At 63.2% G+C, this 19782-nt stretch carries 14 protein-coding genes (1 of these 14 running past the window's edge); 11 read left to right on the plus strand and 3 right to left on the minus strand.

What is annotated here, in order from left to right; genetic code table 11:
- Nucleotides 1-166 precede the first annotated feature (166 nt).
- Both NKJ06_RS08930 and NKJ06_RS08935 read left to right on the plus strand, forming a co-directional pair.
- Nucleotides 167-730, plus strand: coding sequence for a putative glycolipid-binding domain-containing protein (locus NKJ06_RS08930; RefSeq protein WP_352631749.1), 564 nt, complete (start codon nucleotides 167-169; stop codon nucleotides 728-730).
- 140 nt (nucleotides 731-870) lie between these two features.
- On the plus strand, nucleotides 871-3102 hold the full coding sequence (locus NKJ06_RS08935; RefSeq protein ID WP_352631751.1) for a diguanylate cyclase: 2232 nt from the start codon (nucleotides 871-873) through the stop codon (nucleotides 3100-3102).
- A gap of 32 nt (nucleotides 3103-3134) precedes the next feature.
- Here the strand turns inward: NKJ06_RS08935 and NKJ06_RS08940 are convergent, their stop codons facing one another.
- The gene (locus tag NKJ06_RS08940; RefSeq protein ID WP_352809654.1) at nucleotides 3135-4991 is read right to left on the minus strand and encodes a CHASE3 domain-containing protein; all 1857 of its coding nucleotides are present in this window, start codon (nucleotides 4989-4991) and stop codon (nucleotides 3135-3137) included.
- Between the two features lie 258 nt (nucleotides 4992-5249).
- Here NKJ06_RS08940 and NKJ06_RS08945 point away from each other — a divergent pair, with 258 nt between their 5' ends.
- From NKJ06_RS08945 to NKJ06_RS08980, 8 genes are all read left to right on the plus strand, one after another.
- Nucleotides 5250-6503, plus strand: coding sequence for an aspartate kinase (locus tag NKJ06_RS08945; protein ID WP_352631755.1), 1254 nt, complete (start codon nucleotides 5250-5252; stop codon nucleotides 6501-6503).
- Nucleotides 6504-6586: 83 nt separating this feature from the next.
- Complete coding sequence (gene ptsP, locus NKJ06_RS08950) at nucleotides 6587-8857, plus strand: phosphoenolpyruvate--protein phosphotransferase (protein WP_352631757.1); 2271 nt, start codon at nucleotides 6587-6589, stop codon at nucleotides 8855-8857.
- A gap of 10 nt (nucleotides 8858-8867) precedes the next feature.
- Nucleotides 8868-9947, plus strand: coding sequence for a peptide chain release factor 1 (prfA, locus tag NKJ06_RS08955; protein ID WP_352631759.1), 1080 nt, complete (start codon nucleotides 8868-8870; stop codon nucleotides 9945-9947).
- Nucleotides 9940-10818 (plus strand): peptide chain release factor N(5)-glutamine methyltransferase, encoded by an 879-nt coding sequence (prmC, locus tag NKJ06_RS08960; protein ID WP_352809657.1) that lies wholly within the window; start codon nucleotides 9940-9942, stop codon nucleotides 10816-10818. The genes prfA and prmC overlap by 8 nt, the downstream gene beginning before the upstream one ends.
- A gap of 302 nt (nucleotides 10819-11120) precedes the next feature.
- Nucleotides 11121-12074 (plus strand): DUF4167 domain-containing protein, encoded by a 954-nt coding sequence (locus tag NKJ06_RS08965; protein ID WP_352631763.1) that lies wholly within the window; start codon nucleotides 11121-11123, stop codon nucleotides 12072-12074.
- Nucleotides 12075-12294: 220 nt separating this feature from the next.
- Nucleotides 12295-14901, plus strand: coding sequence for an ATP-dependent chaperone ClpB (gene clpB / locus NKJ06_RS08970; protein WP_352631765.1), 2607 nt, complete (start codon nucleotides 12295-12297; stop codon nucleotides 14899-14901).
- A gap of 58 nt (nucleotides 14902-14959) precedes the next feature.
- Nucleotides 14960-15325 (plus strand): MmcQ/YjbR family DNA-binding protein, encoded by a 366-nt coding sequence (locus tag NKJ06_RS08975; RefSeq protein ID WP_352631767.1) that lies wholly within the window; start codon nucleotides 14960-14962, stop codon nucleotides 15323-15325.
- A 151-nt stretch (nucleotides 15326-15476) separates the two neighbouring features.
- Complete coding sequence (locus tag NKJ06_RS08980; protein WP_352631856.1) at nucleotides 15477-16997, plus strand: L,D-transpeptidase family protein; 1521 nt, start codon at nucleotides 15477-15479, stop codon at nucleotides 16995-16997.
- Here the strand turns inward: NKJ06_RS08980 and NKJ06_RS08985 are convergent.
- On the minus strand, nucleotides 16971-17603 hold the full coding sequence (locus NKJ06_RS08985; RefSeq protein ID WP_352631769.1) for a TMEM175 family protein: 633 nt from the start codon (nucleotides 17601-17603) through the stop codon (nucleotides 16971-16973). The two genes, NKJ06_RS08980 and NKJ06_RS08985, sit on opposite strands and share 27 nt — an antisense overlap.
- A 155-nt stretch (nucleotides 17604-17758) precedes the next feature.
- On the opposite strand from NKJ06_RS08985, the gene NKJ06_RS08990 reads away from it, so the two are divergent.
- Nucleotides 17759-19318: an MFS transporter gene (locus NKJ06_RS08990; RefSeq protein WP_352631771.1), complete on the plus strand. Its 1560-nt coding sequence runs from the start codon at nucleotides 17759-17761 to the stop codon at nucleotides 19316-19318.
- A 29-nt stretch (nucleotides 19319-19347) separates the two neighbouring features.
- Here NKJ06_RS08990 and NKJ06_RS08995 read toward each other — a convergent pair whose 3' ends face one another.
- Nucleotides 19348-19782: the end of a M23 family metallopeptidase gene (locus tag NKJ06_RS08995; protein ID WP_352631773.1), read on the minus strand. The gene runs 1533 nt beyond the window's last position; only the last 435 of its 1968 coding nucleotides appear in the window; its start codon lies off the right edge, out of view; its stop codon occupies nucleotides 19348-19350.

The following is a 19782-nucleotide window of genomic DNA, read 5'->3' on the forward strand; positions in this document are numbered from 1 at the left end:
TGCGCTAGGAAGTCGGGCGTGAGACCGCGAATGTCAAGGCAACAATTTTCGATGCTGCCAAAGCAACAGGTCTGTCAGGACATGTCACCTGTCGGGCACCTCATCGAAACACAATTGGCCCGCTGGGCGAAAAGAGGACAGGCTTTAAGTTCGAAGGAAACGACGAATGAAACAGGAAACGGCTTCGATCCTCTGGCGCCGGCTGGACCTGGAGGGCCACGATGCCTGCCTGCTTTCGCAGACGGATGGCGGGTACAGCATCACGGGGCAAGCCGTCTTCATCCAGGACGGCGAGCCGTGTTGCCTTGTCTATGAGGTGGATTGCGACGCCGGCTGGCGCACACGAACGGCGCGGGTCGACGGCTTTCTCGGCACGCGCAAGCTGCATTACGCGATCGAACGCGGTTCCGACGGCCAGTGGACGCTGAACGGCGAAGTTCAACGGGATGTCGCCGGCCTCGTCGACGTCGACCTCGGGTTCACGCCGGCGTCGAACCTGCTGGCGATCCGCCGGTTCGACCTCGGCATCGGCGAGGCGACGCCCGCCCCGGCCGCCTACCTGACCTTCCCCGAGCTCAAGCTGGTGCGCCTCGAACAGAGTTACCGCCGTCTCGACGAGGTTCGCTATGCCTACGCGGCGCCCATGTTCGGCTATGACGAAGTCCTCGAGGTTTCGCCGCACGGGTTTGTAGTCGACTATCCCGGCCTGTGGAGAGCCACCACAGGCTGACCCAGCATCCCTCGGTGCCGGGTATCTTGCTGGAGACGCGGTCGACCAGGATTCTTAACATCAAATTTACGAGGTTGGCGGTTTCCTGACGCACGACCGAAATTCGGCATATACATTGCTTCCTGGAATAGGATGGCTTGGTGCGGATCAAGACCCAGATTATCACAGCTTTGTCGAGCGCTGTGGCCTTGATCGGCCTTGTGGGCGGCATTGCTATAGTCTCCCAGATATCGCTGACCAGATCCGGTGCACTGGCTGAGGCGACAAGCGTTGCACGGCAACTGGCGGCGGCGATCGCCTTCAAGGCCGCCGATACGCCACGTCCGTTGTTCGAGAGACCCGAAGCGTTGCGTGAATTCGTGACCTCGCAGCACAGTGGCTCGAAACGCGACCTCGTCGTGGTCGATCGCGGCAAGATCATCCTGGCGGATATCCCGGGTGAGGAACAGAACGTCGGAACCGCCTTCGATCATGATCGCGGCAATGAAGTCGGCCGCACGCTCGATGACGGCGAGCCGCGCGACTTCGTCGAAAGCAGCGCCGACGTATCAGAAGCGATCAATCTGGTTGCAGTGCCGATCAAGGATGCCGCCGACCAGACCGTCGGCGCGGTCCTGTTCGAGTACACGCCGCTGCTGCGCGCTGCCCAGGAGCGCACCAACAACGTGCTCTGGCTTGTCGGCCTGTGCACCGCGGCCGCCGTGCTGCTTTCCGCGCTCTCGGCTTTCCTTTTGCTGCGCGGCTTTGGCGCCGGTCTTTCCGGTCTCAACCGCGGCATCGAATCGCTGGCGCGGGGCGACGCCGGGGCGCGCATCGGCCGTATCGCCAATGACGAGTTCGGCCAATTGGCGCAAGGGTTCGACCGCATGGCATCCGAACTCGAATCCTCGCGTGCGCAGCTCGTCGAGCAAAAGGCCTATATCGAGGATATTGTCCGCACCGTTGCCGAGGGCATCGCCGTCATCAACGGCAGTGGCCAGATCGTCTCGGTCAATCCGGCTGCCGCCGAGATCGTCGGGCGGCGCAACGACAAGGTCGAGGGGCAGAATTGGTCGTCGATCCTCGATATCAGAGGGCTGTCGGGAGACAGGCTGGCGCAGGGAACATCGCCGGTCGAACTGGCGCTGAGCACGGGCCGTCGACATCAGGCGGAGGTGCGGCTGGCAAAACCGGACGGATCGTACCTGCCGGTGATTGCCAGCTGCAATCCGCTCAATCGCTCCGATGGCGGCATCGTGCTGACGTTGAGCGACATCAGCGAGTTGCGCAGCGCCGAAAGGGCGGTCAGCGATCGCGCCGAGGAAATGGCGACGCTGAACCGCGAACTGAAGGAAACGTCCCAGGCAACGACCCGCCTGGTCAAACTCGGCGAGCTGCTGCAGGCTTGCGTCACCTTCAAGGAGGCGTTTTCCGTCGTCGGTTCGGCCATGCCCGACTTCTTTGGTGGATTGAGCGGGACCGTTCATCTGACCAGTGCCTCGCGCAATCTGGTCGAGGAGATGGCGCATTGGGGGGCCGTCCGTTCTAGCGTTGGCCAATTTGCGCCGGAAGATTGCTGGGCGCTGCGGCGCGGCCAGGAGCATGTTGCCGGCCCCGGCATGCTGACGCCGCGCTGCAACCACATCACCGAGAATGGCGGCCGCGGCTATGTCTGTATGCCTCTGGCGGCGCAGGGGGAGACGCTTGGCATTGTGCATCTGTGCGAACCAGATGCCGTTGACAGGCCGGGCTGGCTGGCCGAGCGGCAGCAGATCCTGCGTGGTGTCGTCGATACGCTGGCATTGGCGCTCGCCAATTTGCGCCTGCGCGAAACGCTGCGGCAACAATCGATCCGTGACCCGAATACCGGGCTCTACAATCGCCGCTATCTCGAAGAGACAAGCAGTCGCGAACTGAGGCGCATGGAGCGTTCCGAACAGCCCCTGGCGATGATCATGCTCGATGTCGATCATTTCAAGCAGTTCAACGACACGTTCGGCCATGAAGCCGGGGATCTTGTCCTCAAGCAGGTCGCCGGCACGCTGCTCGACCATGCCAGGGAAAGTGACGTGGTGTCACGCTATGGCGGCGAGGAATTCGCCCTGATGATGCCGGCGACTTCGCTGGCGGATGGCGCCGAGCGTGCCGAGGCGCTGCGAAAAGCGATCAAGCAGCTTCATCTCGCTCATCGCGGCCGCACGCTTGGCACCATTACCGCGTCATTCGGGGTGGCTGCCTTTCCGGAGCTTGGCGCCTCATGGGCGGAGATCGTCAACGCCGCGGATCGCGCGCTCTATCAGGCAAAGGCTGACGGGCGTGACCGCGTCGTCGTCGGGTTGGGCAACGCGCATGCGGACCGGCAACAGGCCAAGGCCAGCAAAAGCGTGGCTTGAGGTCCGGCGTCCCGCTGTCGCGGCCGGCGAGATTATTCCGGTGTGCCTTGTTTCGTGTCCAGCACGTCGCGCAGTTTCGCCGCCAACTGCTCGATGGTGAAGGGCTTGGCCAGGAAATGCACGTCATGGTCGAGCACGCCGTTGTGAACCACGGCGTTTCGGGTGAAGCCGGTGGTGAAGATCACTTTCAGCCAAGGCATGCGCGCGACCGCTTCTTCCGCCAGCTTGCGGCCGTTCATGACCGGCATGACGATATCGGTGAACAGAAGTGCGATGCCGGGGTTTTCCGCCAGCTTCTGCAACGCTTCCTGGCCGCTTGCGGCATCGATGACGGCGTAGCCGAGTTCGCGCATGGCATCCGTGGTGGAGGCACGCACCTGGGCATCGTCCTCGACGACAAGGATCGTTTCGGTGGCAGGTGCCGCGGGGTTCCCGCCGCGCCCGCTCGGCACGACAGGCTCCTGCGGGTCGAAGAATCGCGGCAAGTAGATCTTGACCGTCGTGCCTTCGCCGGGTTCCGAATAAATCTTGACGTGGCCACCCGACTGTTTGACGAAACCGAACACCTGGCTCAGTCCCAGGCCGGTACCCTTGTTGACCGGCTTGGTGGTGAAAAAGGGCTCGAAGGCCTTGGCTATGATTTCGGGGGCCATGCCCGAACCGGTGTCGCTGACGGCTATCATCACGTACTGGCCGGCCTCGACATCGGCATGGGTAACGGCGTAGCTGTCGTCGAGATGGCTGTTGGCGGTCTCGATGGTCAGCCTGCCGCCATCGCCCATGGCGTCACGCGCGTTGACGGCGAGGTTGAGAATGGCGTTCTCGATCTGGCTCGGGTCGGCATGGATCTTCCACAAGCCGCCCGCCAGCACGGTTTCGATGCGAATGACTTCGCCGAGCGCCCGCCGGATGAGGTCCGACATTCCGGTCAGCAGGCGGTTGGCGTCGACGATCTGCGGCGCCAGCGGCTGCTGGCGTGAGAAGGCGAGCAGCCGGGCCGTCAGGTTGGCAGCACGGTTTGCCGCGTCGACCGCCGCCTCGATGAATTTTGCGATGTCGTGCTCGCCGCGCGCCAACTTGCGCTGGGCGAGGTTCATGGCACTGATGATCACCGCCAGCATGTTGTTGAAATCGTGGGCGATACCGCCTGTGAGTTGACCGACCGCTTCCATCTTCTGCATCTGGCGGATCTGGGATTCGGCCTTTTCGCGCGTCTGGATCTCATGGCCGAGCGCGATGTTCTTGCGCATCAGTTCTTCCTGGGCGGCCACCACCTCGCGGAAGCGGCGGCGCGATTGCCTGATCGTGTAGGCGGCAAGCAGGAAGATCGCCAGCAGCGCCGCCAGCGAACCGACGCGCAGCCAGATTTCGACCTGGTCGGTATGGTCGTCGCGCGCGGCGACGGCGGCGGCGCCGATGCGTCGGATCTTATCCATGCTGGTCCGGATTTCGTCCATGACAGCCTTGCCCTGGCCGCTGCGGACCAGATCCAGCGCCTTCGTCGCATTGCCCTGGTCGTACAGCACAATCGTCTCGGCCAGTTCAGCCTGCATTTGCGAAAGCGCGTCCTTGATGTGGTTGATCTGCTGGACGATTTGGTCGTCCGGGGCCGTCATGCTGTCGATGCGTGCAAATTGCCCCGGAATTGCGCTCACAGCCCGTCGATAGGGTTCGAGATAGGATTTCTCGCCGGTCAGCAGATAGCCGCGCTGGCCGCTCTCCGCGTCTTGCGCCAGCGAAAGCAGGCCGGAAAGCAATTCCTGGTACTCGATTGCCTCGCGCGCGGCGGCGCGATTGGCCCTCTGGCCCTCGACCAGCATGGCACGGCTGCCGACGATCAGCGCCAACACCGCGAAGCCAATGATGAGCGGGAGCGATTGCCATCGCATGGCGCGTCGAAGACGAGCAATCATCTGTAATGCTGAGCCAAAAGGAATTCCCCCGGGGCAACATTTCGTAAGCGGCGCGGCGTCGGAACGCAATATGCCGTCTTCTTGAAGCCGGCAATCCGCCGCCAGCCTTGCGAAACCTTCATCATTTGGCTAAGGAGGCCGCGCATTCAGCGGCCGGCGTCAGCCGGCCTCCCGCTTTTCGGGATTCCCGCTTTTGGGCTGGGGTCCGGCTTCAGTCAAAGGCATTTCGCTTCCATGGCGCGCATCGTGATGAAATTCGGCGGAACCTCCGTCGCCGACATCGCCCGCATCCGCAATGTGGCGCGTCACGTCAAACGCGAGGTCGATGCCGGCCATGAGGTGGCGGTGGTCGTTTCGGCGATGTCCGGCAAGACCAACGAACTGGTCGGCTGGACGCGCGAAGCCTCGCCGATGCACGATGCACGCGAATATGACGCGGTGGTCGCTTCCGGCGAACAGGTCACGGCCGGCCTTCTGGCAATCACCCTGCAGAACATGGGCGTGCATGCACGCTCCTGGCAGGGCTGGCAGATCCCAATCAAGACCGACAATGCGCATGGCGCGGCGCGCATCCTCGACATCGACGGCGCGTTCCTGATCAAGCGCTTCGGCGAGGGCCAGGTGGCGGTGATCGCCGGTTTCCAGGGCATCGGCCCGGACAATCGTATCGCCACGCTTGGCCGCGGTGGCTCCGATACCAGTGCGGTCGCCATCGCGGCGGCGGTCAAGGCCGATCGTTGCGACATCTACACCGACGTCGACGGGGTCTACACCACCGATCCGCGCATCGAGCCCAAGGCGCGGCGGCTGGCCAAGATCTCGTTCGAGGAAATGCTTGAAATGGCCTCGCTCGGCGCCAAGGTTCTGCAGGTGCGTTCGGTCGAGCTTGCCATGGTGCACAGGGTGCGTACCTTCGTGCGGTCGTCCTTCGACGATCCCGATGCGCCCGGAATGGGGGATTTGCTCAATCCGCCCGGAACGCTCATTTGCGACGAGGAAGAGATCGTGGAACAGCAGGTCGTCACCGGAATTGCCTACGCCAAGGACGAAGCGCAGATTTCGCTGCGCCGGGTCGGCGACCGGCCGGGCGTTGCCGCCGGCATCTTCGGGCCGCTGGCCGAAGCCAACATCAATGTCGACATGATCGTCCAGAACATTTCCGAGGACGGCAAGTTCACCGACATGACCTTTACCGTGCCATCGGGCGATGTCGACAAGGCGCTAGCCGTGCTTGAACGGCTGAAAGCCGAGATCGGCTACGATGTCGTGCAGTCGGAAGCCGGCATGTCGAAGGTTTCGGTCATCGGCATCGGCATGAGGAGCCATGCCGGCGTCGCAGCCACCGCTTTCAAGGCGCTGGCCGACAAGTCGATCAACATCCGCGCCATCACGACCTCCGAGATCAAGATTTCGATCCTGATCGACGGTCCGTACACCGAACTTGCGGTTCGTACTTTGCATTCCGTCTACGGTCTGGATAAGCAGTAGCGAGAACGATTTGAGTTGTTGCGTGTGCGCCGGTCGCAGTGGAAACTGCGACGGGCAGAATGTCCATTGGAGAAGAAGCCGCGATGCGTGATCAGGCCAGTGGCCCGCGCGTTTTGCTCAAACGGCTCCGCGAGCTCATGCAAGAGCCGCTGGAGCCGCAGGAGCGGCTTGACCGGATCGTGCGCGATATCGCCTCCAACATGGTCGCCGAAGTATGCTCGCTCTATGTGCTGCGCGCCGATTCGGTGCTCGAACTCTACGCCACCGAGGGTTTGAACCCGAACGCCGTCCACCTGGCGCAGCTCAGGCTGGGGCAGGGCCTGGTCGGCACGATCGCGGCGAGCGCACGGCCGCTCAACCTTTCCAATGCGCAGGAACACCCGGCCTTCGCCTACCTGCCGGAGACCGGAGAAGAGATCTACAACTCCTTCCTCGGCGTGCCGGTGCTGCGGGCAGGGCGCACGCTGGGCGTGCTGGTGGTGCAGAACAAGACCATGCGCCATTACCGCGACGACGAGGTCGAGGCGCTGGAAACCACCGCGATGGTCATCGCCGAGATGATCGCCACCGGCGATCTGGCGCGGCTGACCAGGCCTGGCCTTGAACTCGATCTGCGCCGCCCGGTCAGCTTTACCGGCCTGTCCTTCAATGAAGGCGTCGGACTTGGCCATGTGGTGCTGCACGAGCCGCGCATCGTCGTCACCAATCTGTTCAACGAGGACAGCGAGGAAGAGGTTCGCCGGCTCGAAACCTCGCTAGGTTCGCTCAGGCTCTCCATCGACGACATGCTGGAGCGCCGCGACGTCGCCTTCGAGGGCGAGCATCGTCAGGTTCTGGAAGCCTATCGCATGTTCGCCAACGACCGCGGCTGGGTGCGCCGGCTGGAAGAGGCGATCCGCAACGGCCTGACCGCCGAGGCTGCCGTGGAAAAGGTGCAGAGCGACATGCGCGCCCGCATGCTGCACATGACCGATCCCTATTTGCGCGAGCGGATGAGCGATTTCGACGACCTTGCCAACCGGCTGCTGCGCCAGCTGATGGGACGCGGGCCGGAGGATGTCGCCGCATCGCTGCCGAAGGACGCCATTATCGTTGCCCGTTCGATGGGGGCCGCCGAACTGCTCGACTATCCCCGGGACAAGATGCGCGGGCTGGTGCTCGAGGACGGCGCTGCGACCAGCCACGTCGTCATCGTCGCGCGCGCCATGGGCATCCCTGTCGCCGGCCAGATGAAGGGCGCCGTTTCCATGGCGGAAAACGGCGACGCCATTATCGTCGATGGCGAAGAGGGCGTGATCCATTTGCGGCCGCAGGCCGATCTTGAAGCCGCCTATGCCGAAAAGGTGCGTTTCCGGGCGCGCCGGCAAGAGGTCTATCGCGAGCTGCGCAAGAAGCCGTCGACGACGAGGGATGGCGTCCAGGTCGACCTGTTGATGAACGCTGGTCTTGCCGTCGACCTGCCGCAGCTGGCCGAGGCGGGTGCGGCCGGCATCGGCCTGTTCCGCACCGAACTGCAATTCATGGTCGCCTCGACCTTTCCCCGTGCCGAGGCCCAGGAAAAGCTTTACCGCGACGTGCTCGAGGCAGCGCGCGGCAAGCCGGTCACCTTCCGCACCATCGATATTGGCGGCGACAAGGTGCTGCCCTACTTCAAGGGCTCTATCCAGGAAGAGAATCCGGCGCTCGGCTGGCGGGCGATCCGCCTGACGCTTGACCGGCCGGGTTTGCTGCGCACCCAGATCCGTGCCCTGCTCAAAGCCAGCGGCGGACGTGAGCTCAAGCTGATGCTGCCGATGGTGACCGAGCTCGGCGAGATCGCCCAGGCGCGCGAGATCATCGATCGCGAGGTGCGGCACCTGTCGCGTTTTGCCCATCATTTGCCGACCAGCCTGAAGCTGGGCGCCATGCTGGAAGTGCCGTCGCTCTTGTTCCAGCTCGACGAATTGATGAAAGCGGTCGATTTCGTCTCGGTCGGTTCGAACGACCTGTTCCAGTTCGTCATGGCTGTCGACCGCGGCAACACGCAACTGGCCAACCGCTTCGACACGCTGTCGGCGCCGTTCCTGCGCGTCCTGAAGCAGATCGCCGATGCCGGTGTCCGCAACCACACGCCGGTGACCCTGTGCGGCGAACTCGCCGGAAAACCTATCTCGGCGATGGCGCTGATCGGCCTCGGCTTCCGCTCGATCTCGATGTCGCCGGCCTCGATCGGCCCGGTCAAGGCGATGCTGACGGAACTGCCGCTGGATGAGTTGGAGGCATTCTTCGACGACAACCTGATGGCGCCGGCGCAGGGGCTGCCGATGCGGGCGCTGCTGCAGGCCTTTGCCGACGACCGCTCGATCCCATTATAACAGCCTCATCATGGTCAACCTGCCCCGCGATCGTATGGATCAAGTCGTCAAGCGTTTCGAGATGCTCGAAGCGCAGATGTCGGCCGGCCCGGCGCCGGACGCCTATGTGCGGATGGCGTCCGAATATGCCGAAATCCAGGACATGGTGGCCAAGGTCAGGGCACTGCGCCTGGCCGAGCATGAGCAGGCCGACCTCGAAGCCATGCTTGCCGACAAGGGCACCGATGCCGAGATGCGGGCGCTCGCCGAGGCCGAGCTGCCGGAGGTCGAGGAACGCATCGAGGCGCTGCAGAGGGACATCCAGATCCTGCTGTTGCCCAGGGATGCCGCCGACGACAAGAACGCCATTCTCGAAATTCGCGCTGGTACCGGCGGCGATGAAGCCGCCCTTTTCGCCGGCGACCTGTTTCGCATGTATGAGCGATACGCCGCCGAACGCGGCTGGCGTTTCGAGACGGTGTCGGCCAGCGACGGCGATGCAGGCGGCTACAAGGAAATCATCGCCACGGTGTCGGGCAAGGGCGTCTTTGCGCACCTGAAATTCGAATCCGGCGTGCACCGCGTGCAGCGGGTGCCGGCGACCGAGGCGAGCGGGCGTATCCACACCTCGGCCGCCACCGTCGCGGTGCTGCCGGAAGCCGAAGAGGTCGACATCGACATCAGGGCCGAAGACATCCGCATCGACACGATGCGCGCTTCGGGCTCGGGCGGCCAGCACGTCAACACCACCGATTCGGCTGTCCGGATCACCCATTTGCCGACCGGCATCATGGTGGTGCAGGCGGAAAAGTCGCAACACCAGAACCGGGCGAAGGCCATGCAGATCCTGCGCGCCCGCCTCTATGACCTGGAACGCGGCAAGGCCGACGAGGAGCGTTCCGAATCGCGCAAGTCGCAGGTCGGTTCCGGCGACCGCTCGGAACGCATCCGCACCTATAATTTCCCGCAAGGCCGCGTCACCGACCACCGCATCAACCTGACGCTCTACAAGCTCGACCGGGTGATGATGGGCGAACTCGACGAGATCATCAACGCACTGATCGCCGATCACCAGTCGAAGCTGCTCGCCGACATCGGCATCGATGGCTGATCAACTGCCCGAGACGCTGGGGCAGTTGCTGCGGGAAGCGCAGGCTCGGCTTGCCGCTGCCGCCATCGACGATCCGGCGCTCGATGCGAGGCTGATCGGCGAGCATTTTTCCGGCACCACGCGCACGCAAGCCATCGCGGCCCCCGAACGCAAGGTCGACGCTGGCGTCGTCGCCGAAATCGATGCCGCCTTGCGACGCCGCGCCGGCGGCGAGCCGGTGCATCGCATCCTCGGCTATCGTGAATTTTACGGCTTGCGGCTGTCGCTATCGCCGGAAACGTTGGAGCCGCGGCCGGATACCGAAACGCTGGTCGAGGCGATGTTGCCCTTCGTCAAGGCAGTTGCGGCGCGGGAGGGCACATGCCGCATCCTCGATCTTGGCACCGGCACCGGCGCCATTGCGCTGGCGCTGCTCAGCGCCGTGCCAGGCGCGATCGCCACCGGCGTCGATCTGTCCGCGGGCGCGCTGGCGACGGCGACCCGCAATGCCGGGCAACTGGGCCTTGCAGGGCGGTTCACTGGGCTCCAGTCGGACTGGTTCGAAAAAGTTTCTGGCCGGTACCATGTAATTGCCGCAAACCCTCCCTATATACCCTCCGAAGACATTGGAAATCTGCAGGACGAAGTCCGCAATTTCGACCCGCGCTTGGCCTTGGATGGCGGCGCGGACGGTCTGAACCCCTATAGGATCATCGCCGCCGAGGCGGCGAGGTTTTTGGAAACTGAAGGCAGGATTGCGGTCGAGATCGGCCACACGCAGCACAACCAAGTTTCGGAGATATTCACTGCTGCCGGCTACGTGTCGGGCGGTGCTTTTCGGGATTTTGGCGGAAACGACAGGGTTCTTGTCTTTGAAAGGGTAAAGCCTTGACGCAGTGCAAAAAAGCGCTTGGCAATGCCGGGGAATGCGGCTAGGGTCGCCTTAACCGGATGAGACGAAGCAGGCAGTGCTCTTAGCGATTCGGTTTTCCTTGGAAATAGCTGCCTTCTTGCGCAAACGATGCCCAAGCTTCGTGCGGGAATCGTCCGGCAAGTGATGTAACCGGAACAGGATGGCACGTGGCGCCAACGCAATTGATGCGGGCGAACGCCGGTGAAGAGACGAAACGGCTGGCTGCATGAGCGCCTCCGTTCGTGAAGAGTTTTCGAAAATTTCAAAATGAAGAGAGTTTGATGAGGCCACAACAGCAGAACAGGCGCATGCGCGGTCGTAACAACAGCGGCGGCGGTGGTAACAATAACAATAATAATAATAACAACAACAACCGCAAGGGGCCGAATCCCCTGACGCGCAACTACGAGAGCAACGGCCCGGACGTGAAGATCCGCGGTTCGGCTCAGCAGATCGCCGAAAAATACGCCACCCTTGCCCGTGATGCGCAAAGCTCCGGCGATCGGGTCATGGCGGAGAATTATCTCCAGCATGCCGAACACTACAATCGCATCATCGCGGCCGCACAGGCACAGATGCCGATCCAGAACACGCAGCAGAATCGCGATGACTTCGACGATGACGGCGACGAGGATCGCGACGATTTCGACAATGCCGGCAACACCGGCAACAACAGCAACACTGTTTCCGATGCCCAGGTGCCGGTGATCAACCATGGCGCCGGCCCGCAGCCGGTCATCGAAGGCATGCCGGCCGAGGTTGCGCTCAACCGGGAAGGTGGCCGCGACAATCGCGACAATAGTGGGCGTGACAATAGCGGGCGCGACAATAGCGGTCGCAACAATGGTGGCCGCCATCGTGATCGTCGCCCCAATGGCGGTTACGGCCAGAGCGGTCAGCGCGACTATTCATCGTCCGCCGAGCAAGGTGGTCAGCCCCAGAGCAACGAGCCCGCAATTCAGGGCGAAGCCGCTTCGCCGACCGAGTCCGTTGCGGCGGCCGAACCTGCTCCGTTGTTCGAGAACCTGTCGCCGGCAGGTCTTGCCGCACGGGCCGAACTCAACGAGGCGGCCGCCGAAAGCGGTGCTGCCCGTCGCCCGAGGCGTCCGCGCCGGCCGCGCGTCAACGCAGATCAGGTTGAGGGCGGTGGCGGCAATGCCGAAGCCGGCGAGGTGGCTGCGGCCCCGGTCGACAGCGGCAACGCCGAACCGGCCAGTGTCGATATCGACAACTGATCGAACGACACGTCAAGACGTTGAGCGGCGGGGAGAAATCTCCGCCGTTTTTGTTTTGGGCGGCTGTGCAATATTATGCGGTTGCCGATATCGAGACGTCTTGAGGGTTCGGGACCTGTGCACCATATCAGCCTCAACTGGATCCGGCTCGAATGGGCGGGTCCGTCACCGCAATCTGATCCGGTGCCGCAAAGCGGGCCGGTGATGGAAGGAGACAAATATGAACCTTGAGAAATACTCAGAGCGCGTGCGCGGCTTCATCCAGTCCGCGCAGACAATGGCGCTCTCCCGCAACCACCAGCAATTCACGCCTGAACACATCCTGAAAGTGCTCGTCGACGATGACGAGGGCTTGGCCGCGTCGCTGATCGAGCGCGCCGGTGGCAACGTCCGCGACGTCAAGCTTGGCGTCGAGACGGCGCTCGAGGCGATGCCCAAGGTCGAGGGCGGCAATGGCCAGCTCTATCTGGCGCAGCCGCTGGCAAAAGTGTTCTCGACCGCCGAGGAGCTGGCGAAGAAGGCTGGTGACAGCTTTGTCACGGTCGAGCGGCTGCTGCAGGCGCTTGCCATGGAGAAATCGGCCAAGACGGCTGACATCCTGGCCAAAGCCGGCGTTACCGCGCAGGCGCTCAACCAGGTCATCAACGACGTCCGCAAGGGCCGCACCGCCGATTCGGCGAGTGCCGAACAGGGCTATGACGCGTTGAAGAAATATGCGCGTGACCTGACCGCGGATGCGCGTGCCGGCAAGCTAGATCCGGTCATTGGTCGTGACGACGAGATCCGCCGCACCATCCAGGTGCTGTCGCGCCGCACCAAGAACAATCCGGTGCTGATCGGCGAACCGGGTGTCGGCAAGACGGCGATCGCCGAGGGCCTGGCGCTGCGCATCGTCAATGGTGACGTGCCGGAATCGCTGAAGGACAAGCAGTTGATGGCGCTCGACATGGGCGCGCTGATCGCCGGCGCCAAATATCGCGGCGAGTTCGAGGAGCGGCTGAAGGCCGTGCTCTCCGAAGTTACTTCGACCAATGGCAACATCATCCTGTTCATCGACGAGATGCACACGCTGGTGGGCGCCGGCAAGGCGGACGGCGCCATGGATGCGTCGAACCTGTTGAAGCCGGCGCTTGCGCGCGGTGAATTGCACTGCGTCGGCGCCACCACGCTCGATGAGTATCGCAAGCATGTCGAGAAGGATGCAGCCCTTGCCCGCCGTTTCCAGCCGGTTTTCGTCGATGAGCCGACGGTGGAAGACACCGTTTCGATCCTGCGCGGCCTGAAGGAAAAATACGAGCAGCACCACAAGGTGCGCATTTCGGATTCGGCGCTGGTGGCGGCGGCGACGCTGTCCAACCGCTACATCGCCGACCGCTTCCTGCCCGACAAGGCGATCGACCTCGTCGACGAAGCCGCATCGCGGCTGCGCATGCAGGTCGATTCCAAGCCCGAAGCACTGGATGAGATCGATCGCCGTATCATGCAGCTCAAGATCGAGCGCGAGGCGCTGAAGGTCGAGACCGACGATGCCTCGAAGGACCGGCTCGCCCGTTTGGAAAAGGAACTCGTCGGCCTTGAAGAGGAATCGACCGAGATCACCGCCAAGTGGCAGGCCGAGAAGCAGAAGCTCGGGCTCGCCGCCGATCTCAAGAAGCAGCTCGACGAGGCGCGCAACGACCTCGCCATTGCCCAGCGCAAGGGTGAATTCCAACGCGCCGGCGAGCTTGCCTATGGCAAGATCCCGGAACTGGAAAAGAAGCTGAAGGTGGCCGAAACCCAGGACGGCAAGGTCGGCATGGTCGAAGAAGTGGTCCAGCCCGACCATGTCGCCCATATCGTCTCGCGCTGGACCGGCATTCCGGTCGACAAGATGCTGCAGGGCGAGCGCGACAAGCTGCTGCGCATGGAAGACGAGATCGGCAAGCGTGTGGTCGGCCAGGGTGAGGCGGTGCAGGCTGTCTCGAAGGCTGTGCGTCGGGCTCGTGCCGGCTTGCAGGATCCGAACCGGCCGATCGGCTCGTTCATGTTCCTCGGGCCGACAGGCGTCGGCAAGACCGAACTGACCAAGGCGCTGGCGAGCTTCCTGTTCGACGACGAGAGCGCGATGGTGCGCATCGATATGTCGGAGTTCATGGAGAAGCACTCGGTTGCCCGGCTGATCGGCGCGCCTCCCGGCTATGTCGGCTATGAGGAAGGCGGCGCGCTGACCGAAGCGGTGCGGCGGCGACCCTATCAGGTCGTGCTGTTCGACGAGATCGAGAAGGCGCATCCGGATGTCTTCAACGTGCTGTTGCAGGTGCTCGATGACGGCCGCCTAACCGACGGGCAGGGCCGCACGGTCGACTTCCGCAACACGCTGATCATCATGACGTCGAACCTGGGTGCTGAATATCTCGTCAATCTCGGCGAGGGCCAGGATGTCGATGAGGTTCGCGACGAGGTGATGAATGTCGTCAGGGCGTCGTTCCGGCCGGAGTTCCTCAACCGCGTCGACGAGGTGATCCTGTTCCACCGGCTGCGCCGGCAGGATATGGGCCGCATCGTCGAGATCCAGCTCAAGCGGCTGGAAAGCCTGCTCGTCGATCGCAAGATCACGCTGTCGCTGGACCAGGAGTCGATCGACTGGCTGGCGGCCAAGGGTTACGACCCGGCCTATGGCGCGCGGCCGCTGAAGCGGGTGATGCAGAAGGAACTGCAGGACCCGCTGGCGGAGAAGATCCTGCTCGGCGACATCCTCGACGGCTCTACCGTCAAGGTGACAGCCGGTTCCGACCGGCTGAATTTCCGCTCCAAGCCGACGATCGTCGCGGCGGAAGCGGCAGCCTGATCCAACGCCGCGCGTCCATCCTGGACGCGCGGCTTTTTTCATATAAACGGGGGCGGGGATGACGCTGGACGACTATAACGGCTTCTGCGCATCGCTGCCTGCGACGAGCCATGTCGTCCAGTGGGGCGGAGCCCATGTCTGGAAGGTCGGAGCCAAGGTCTTCGCGATCGGCGGCTGGGACCAAGGCCAGCAGCTCTTCGTTACCTTCAAATGCTCCGAAATCGCCTATGATGTGCTCAAGGAGCAGCCGGGCCTGCGACCCGCGCCCTATCTTGCCTCGCGCGGCATGACATGGATCCAGCGTCGGACAAGCCAGAGCATGGATGATGCTGCGCTGAAAGACTATCTGCGCGAGAGCCATCGCCTTGTCGCCCTGAAGCTGACGAAGCAGGCGCGCAAGGAATTGGGGCTTGCCGCAGGCTAGCCAATATTCGTCGAGGTGCCGGGAAACCGCCATCTTCATGCCCGGTTCATATTGGAACCATAGGCTGGGCAAATGGTTTGCTGGCGAAGGGGTTCGCCTTACAGGGACAACGCCGGGCGGCGGCAATTACGGACCGGAGAGCTTCGCCACCATGCTGCGCACGATCTTCACCCTTTCGGTACTTGCCGGCGGGTTTTTGTCTTCGAATTCCCTCGCTGCGCCGACGCAGGACAGCGCACCACCGATCGTCCGCGCCGCCAATGACGGTGGCATCCTGCTCGCGCAGGACGGCAATGTGGACATTTACTACGACGCCAGGGGCAACCGCGTCATTGTCGATGCCGATACCGGCAAGGTCATCGCCATCCAGCCGCCGCAGACGCGGCTCGACCGCCGCGTGCTGCGTCGCGAGACACGGCTGCGCGAACTGGGCCGCGCCCCCGATGACAATGACCGCTACTATCTCGACGATCCGGAAGACATGGCGCGGTTCCGCCGCAAGCAGCTGGAAGAGGAAGGCCGGGTCATCCCGCCGCCGGCGGACGAATACGATCCCAACAGTGACAATTCCGTGGAAGCCTATCCGCCGCCACTGCAGGACGATGGCAGCTACGACAACAATTATCCCGATGCACCCCAGCCGGCAGAGCCGCAGATCATAACGCGTCAGCCGCTGGACGAGGCCTCGATAGACCCTGGTCAGCCTGCGGCACCGACCGAACAGACCATGCCCGGGGATCAGGCGGCACTGCCGCCGAAGATCGGCGGCAAGACCATTGAGCCGTCGCTTTCGCTGGGAGCGCGCGAGGACGTCGCAGCGCTGCAGGTGCTACTCGACCGGGGTGGCGCTTCGCCTGGCGTCATCGACGGGCGTTTCGGTTCGAACGTCGACAAGGCGCTCGCCGCCTACAACCAGATCACCGGCAGCAATCTGCGATCGACCGATGCGGTCGGCATCCAGGCGGCACTGGCGCAATCCGGCGGCGACGCTTTCGCCAACTACACGATCACGCCGGAGGATGCGGCCGGCCCGTATGTCGCCTCGATCCCGGAAGACTACAGCCAGAAGGCGCAGCTCGACCGCATGGGCTATACGTCTGTGACTGAAGCTCTGGCGGAGCGCTTCCACATGGACGAGAATTATCTCAAGGCGCTCAACCCGGACATCAACTTCAATCGCCCCGGCACGATCATCAAAGTCGCCAATTTCGGCAGGCTGGTCTCGACGCCGGTGGCCCGCATCGTCGCCGACAAGGACAAGAAAGAGGTTTTCGCCTATGATGCCGGCGGCAGGCTGGTGGCAGCCTATCCCGCCACCATCGGCTCGTCGGATACGCCGTCACCGTCCGGCACGCATGCGGTATCGCGCGTCGCGCTCGATCCGAACTACACCTACAACCCCAGCATCAATTTCAAGCAGGGTCAAAACAACAAGATCCTGACCATTCCGCCGGGCCCGAACGGTCCTGTCGGCTCGGTCTGGATCGCCCTGGACAAGCCGACCTACGGCATTCACGGCACGCCGGACCCATCGAAGATCGGCAAGACCGAAAGCCATGGCTGCGTGCGCCTGACCAACTGGGATGCTCGTGAACTGGCCAAGCTGGTGTCGCCGGGTGTGACGGTGGAGTTTGTCGGCGGACCTTCAGCCGATGATTTTGCGCAGCAGTGAACTCCGAAGTGCGGCGGCATAGATCAACTGCACGACCAGGATGAAGCCGATGCCGAGCAAGGGATTGACGAATGACAGTGCGGCGCCGATCGCCCACAGGATTTGCGCCTTGACGATGCGCAGATAGACCGTGCGTTTGGTTTCCGCATCGACGTCCTCTGCCAAAAAGCCGTTTTTCTCCGCATAGCGCCAGCTGGCGAACAGCGTGACGCCGAGCATCAGCAGATTGAGCCAATAGACGAGCACCGCGATTCTGAACTCGAGGAAGTCGGCCAAAAGGTCGGTCGAGAACAGCAGCAGGGCGATGAAGCCGAGAAAGCAGAGGTTCAGCGTGGCAAGCCGTCGGTCGGATCTGGCGATCAGGCCATGCTGAGCCTGCTGGCCGAACCAGAAGATGGTCAGCGTCAGGAAGCTCAAGGCGTAGGTCAGGAAACGTGGCGCCAGTGCCGCGATCGCGGCAAGCAGGTCGCGTTCGGAATGGATTGCTTCGTGCGCCGGCACCCTGATTTCGAGAACGATCAGGGTGAGCGCGATGGCAAACACCCCGTCGGTGATGCCGACGATACGGCCGCGTCCCTCCGCCGATGCTTCAAGTGGCCGCCTCATCGATGTCTTCCCCGTTTGCAAGTTTCCAGGAAACCTAACATGGCTGCCGCCGTTTGCATCAGAACAGGCGCAATCCCGGCAATGTGGGCTGGTTTCAAGGATAGCAGACCGCTGGCCGGTTGTTGCCGTTGCACCGGAGGTCTAAGCAAGGTTCCATGCATTCACCAAGCGCAGCTGCCGCCGTCCCGCTGACCAGTCCGGCCACGAACGGCACGTTCTGTCCGCAAGCGCAGCGGCGATTTGTGCTGATCGCGGCCATCCTGGCTTCGGCGCTCGGCTTCATCGACGGTTCGATCCTGGCCATCGCCACGCCGGCGATCCGCGTCAATCTTGGCGCCAGCCTTGCCGAGGCACAGTGGATTTCCAACGCCTATGCGTTGACGCTATCGGCGCTGATCCTTGCCGGCGGTGCCGCTGGCGATCGATTCGGGCTGCGCCGCGCCTTCGTGGCCGGCATTGCACTGTTCATTACCGCTTCGCTTGCCTGCGCGCTGGCGCCGAATGCAATTGTGCTGATCGCATTTCGCGCCGTGCAGGGCATTGGTGCGGCCATCATGGTGCCGGGCAGCCTCGCCATCATCGCCAAGGCCTACCCGAAAAAGGAACGCGGCCGCGCTATCGGCATCTGGGCGGCGGCTTCGGCGCTGACCACGGCACTTGGCCCGGTGTTCGGCGGCTTCGTGCTGTCGGCTTTCGGCGACGGCATCTGGCGGGCGATCTTCGCCATCAACCTGCCGCTCGGCCTTATCTCGATCTATCTCCTGCTGGCCAAGGTTCCAGCCGATACGCCGACCGAGAAACGCAGCCTGGACCTCGGCGGTGCCGCACTCGCGACATTGGCCTTCGGTGCGCTCGCCTACGGGCTGACCTCGATGAGCGCCAGCGGTGAGGGCCACATGGCCGGGCCGAGCATTGCCGCCGGCGTCGTATTGCTGGCTGTCTTCATCGTCTTCGAGCTTCGGCAGCGCGAGCCGATGATCGACCTCAGCCTGTTTCGCGTCGGCGCTTTCGCCGGCGCCAATGTCGCGACGTTTTTCCTCTATTTCGCGCTGTCGGCCAATCTTTTCTATCTGCCGATGCTGCTGATCGCCGGCTGGGGACTGAGCACGGCCGAGGTTGGCTTCATCTTCGTGCCGCTGTCGGCATCGATCGCACTTCTATCAGGACCGGTCGGCCAGCTGTCGGACCGGATCGGCCCGCGTTTTCCGATCGCCAGCGGCAGCCTTGTGGTGGCTTTCGCCTTTGCCGGACTTGCCTTGCTTGCCCATGCCGGCATCCACAATTTCTGGACGGGAACATTCCCGCTGATGGCGCTGATGGGGCTCGGCATGGCGCTGGTCGTGTCGCCACTGTCGACCGCGATCATGACGGCGGTGGAAGACAAGGATACGGGTGCGGCATCCGGCATCAACAATGCCGTCTCGCGCATCGGCGGCCTGATCGCGGTGGCGGCGATGGGCTCGCTTGCCGCCTGGGTCTATGCACATACACTGGATGGCAATGAAACGCCCGGCGTGCCGGGCTATGGCGAACCGGCAACGGTTGCGCTTGCGCCGGCCGTCGACGCGGCAAGGCTTGCCGCCAGCGACGCAGCGTTTGCCGCGGTCTCTTCGGTGACCGCGCTGCTTTGCCTGCTTGCGGCTGTCATCGCCTGGACGACCATTTCCGGCCAACGGCTGCCATGGCCGCAGCATGCCGAAAATCCGCAAGGCTGAGAAATCGGCAAAGCCAGAAAGCCGACGGATCAACCGTCGATCTTGGCACTCGCAACCTTCAGCGAATCGCTGTCTTCCTGCTTCAACAGTTCGTCGATGCGCTCGCGTTCACGTTTGAAAGCGACGAGATCGTCACCTTTCAGCACCTTGCCGACCGGCAGCCGGACGCGCATCGAATCGACTTTGGTGCCGTTGACGATCAACTCGTAGTGGAGGTGCGGACCGGTGGAGAGACCGGTCTGGCCGAGATAACCAATGATCTGCCCCTGGCGCACGCGGGCGCCGGGTTCGATGCCTTTAGCAAAGGCGCTCTGGTGATTGTATGATGTCTCGTAGCCGTTGGCATGGCGCAGGATGATCTGCTTGCCATAGCCGCCGGCCCAACCCGCCTTCTCAACGACACCATTGCCAGCGGCGATGATCGGCGATCCGATAGGAGCAGCCCAATCGGTGCCGGTGTGCAT

Origin of the sequence: Mesorhizobium sp. M0293 (assembly GCF_040321735.1) — a bacterium.
Classification (GTDB): Bacteria; Pseudomonadota; Alphaproteobacteria; order Rhizobiales; family Rhizobiaceae; genus Mesorhizobium.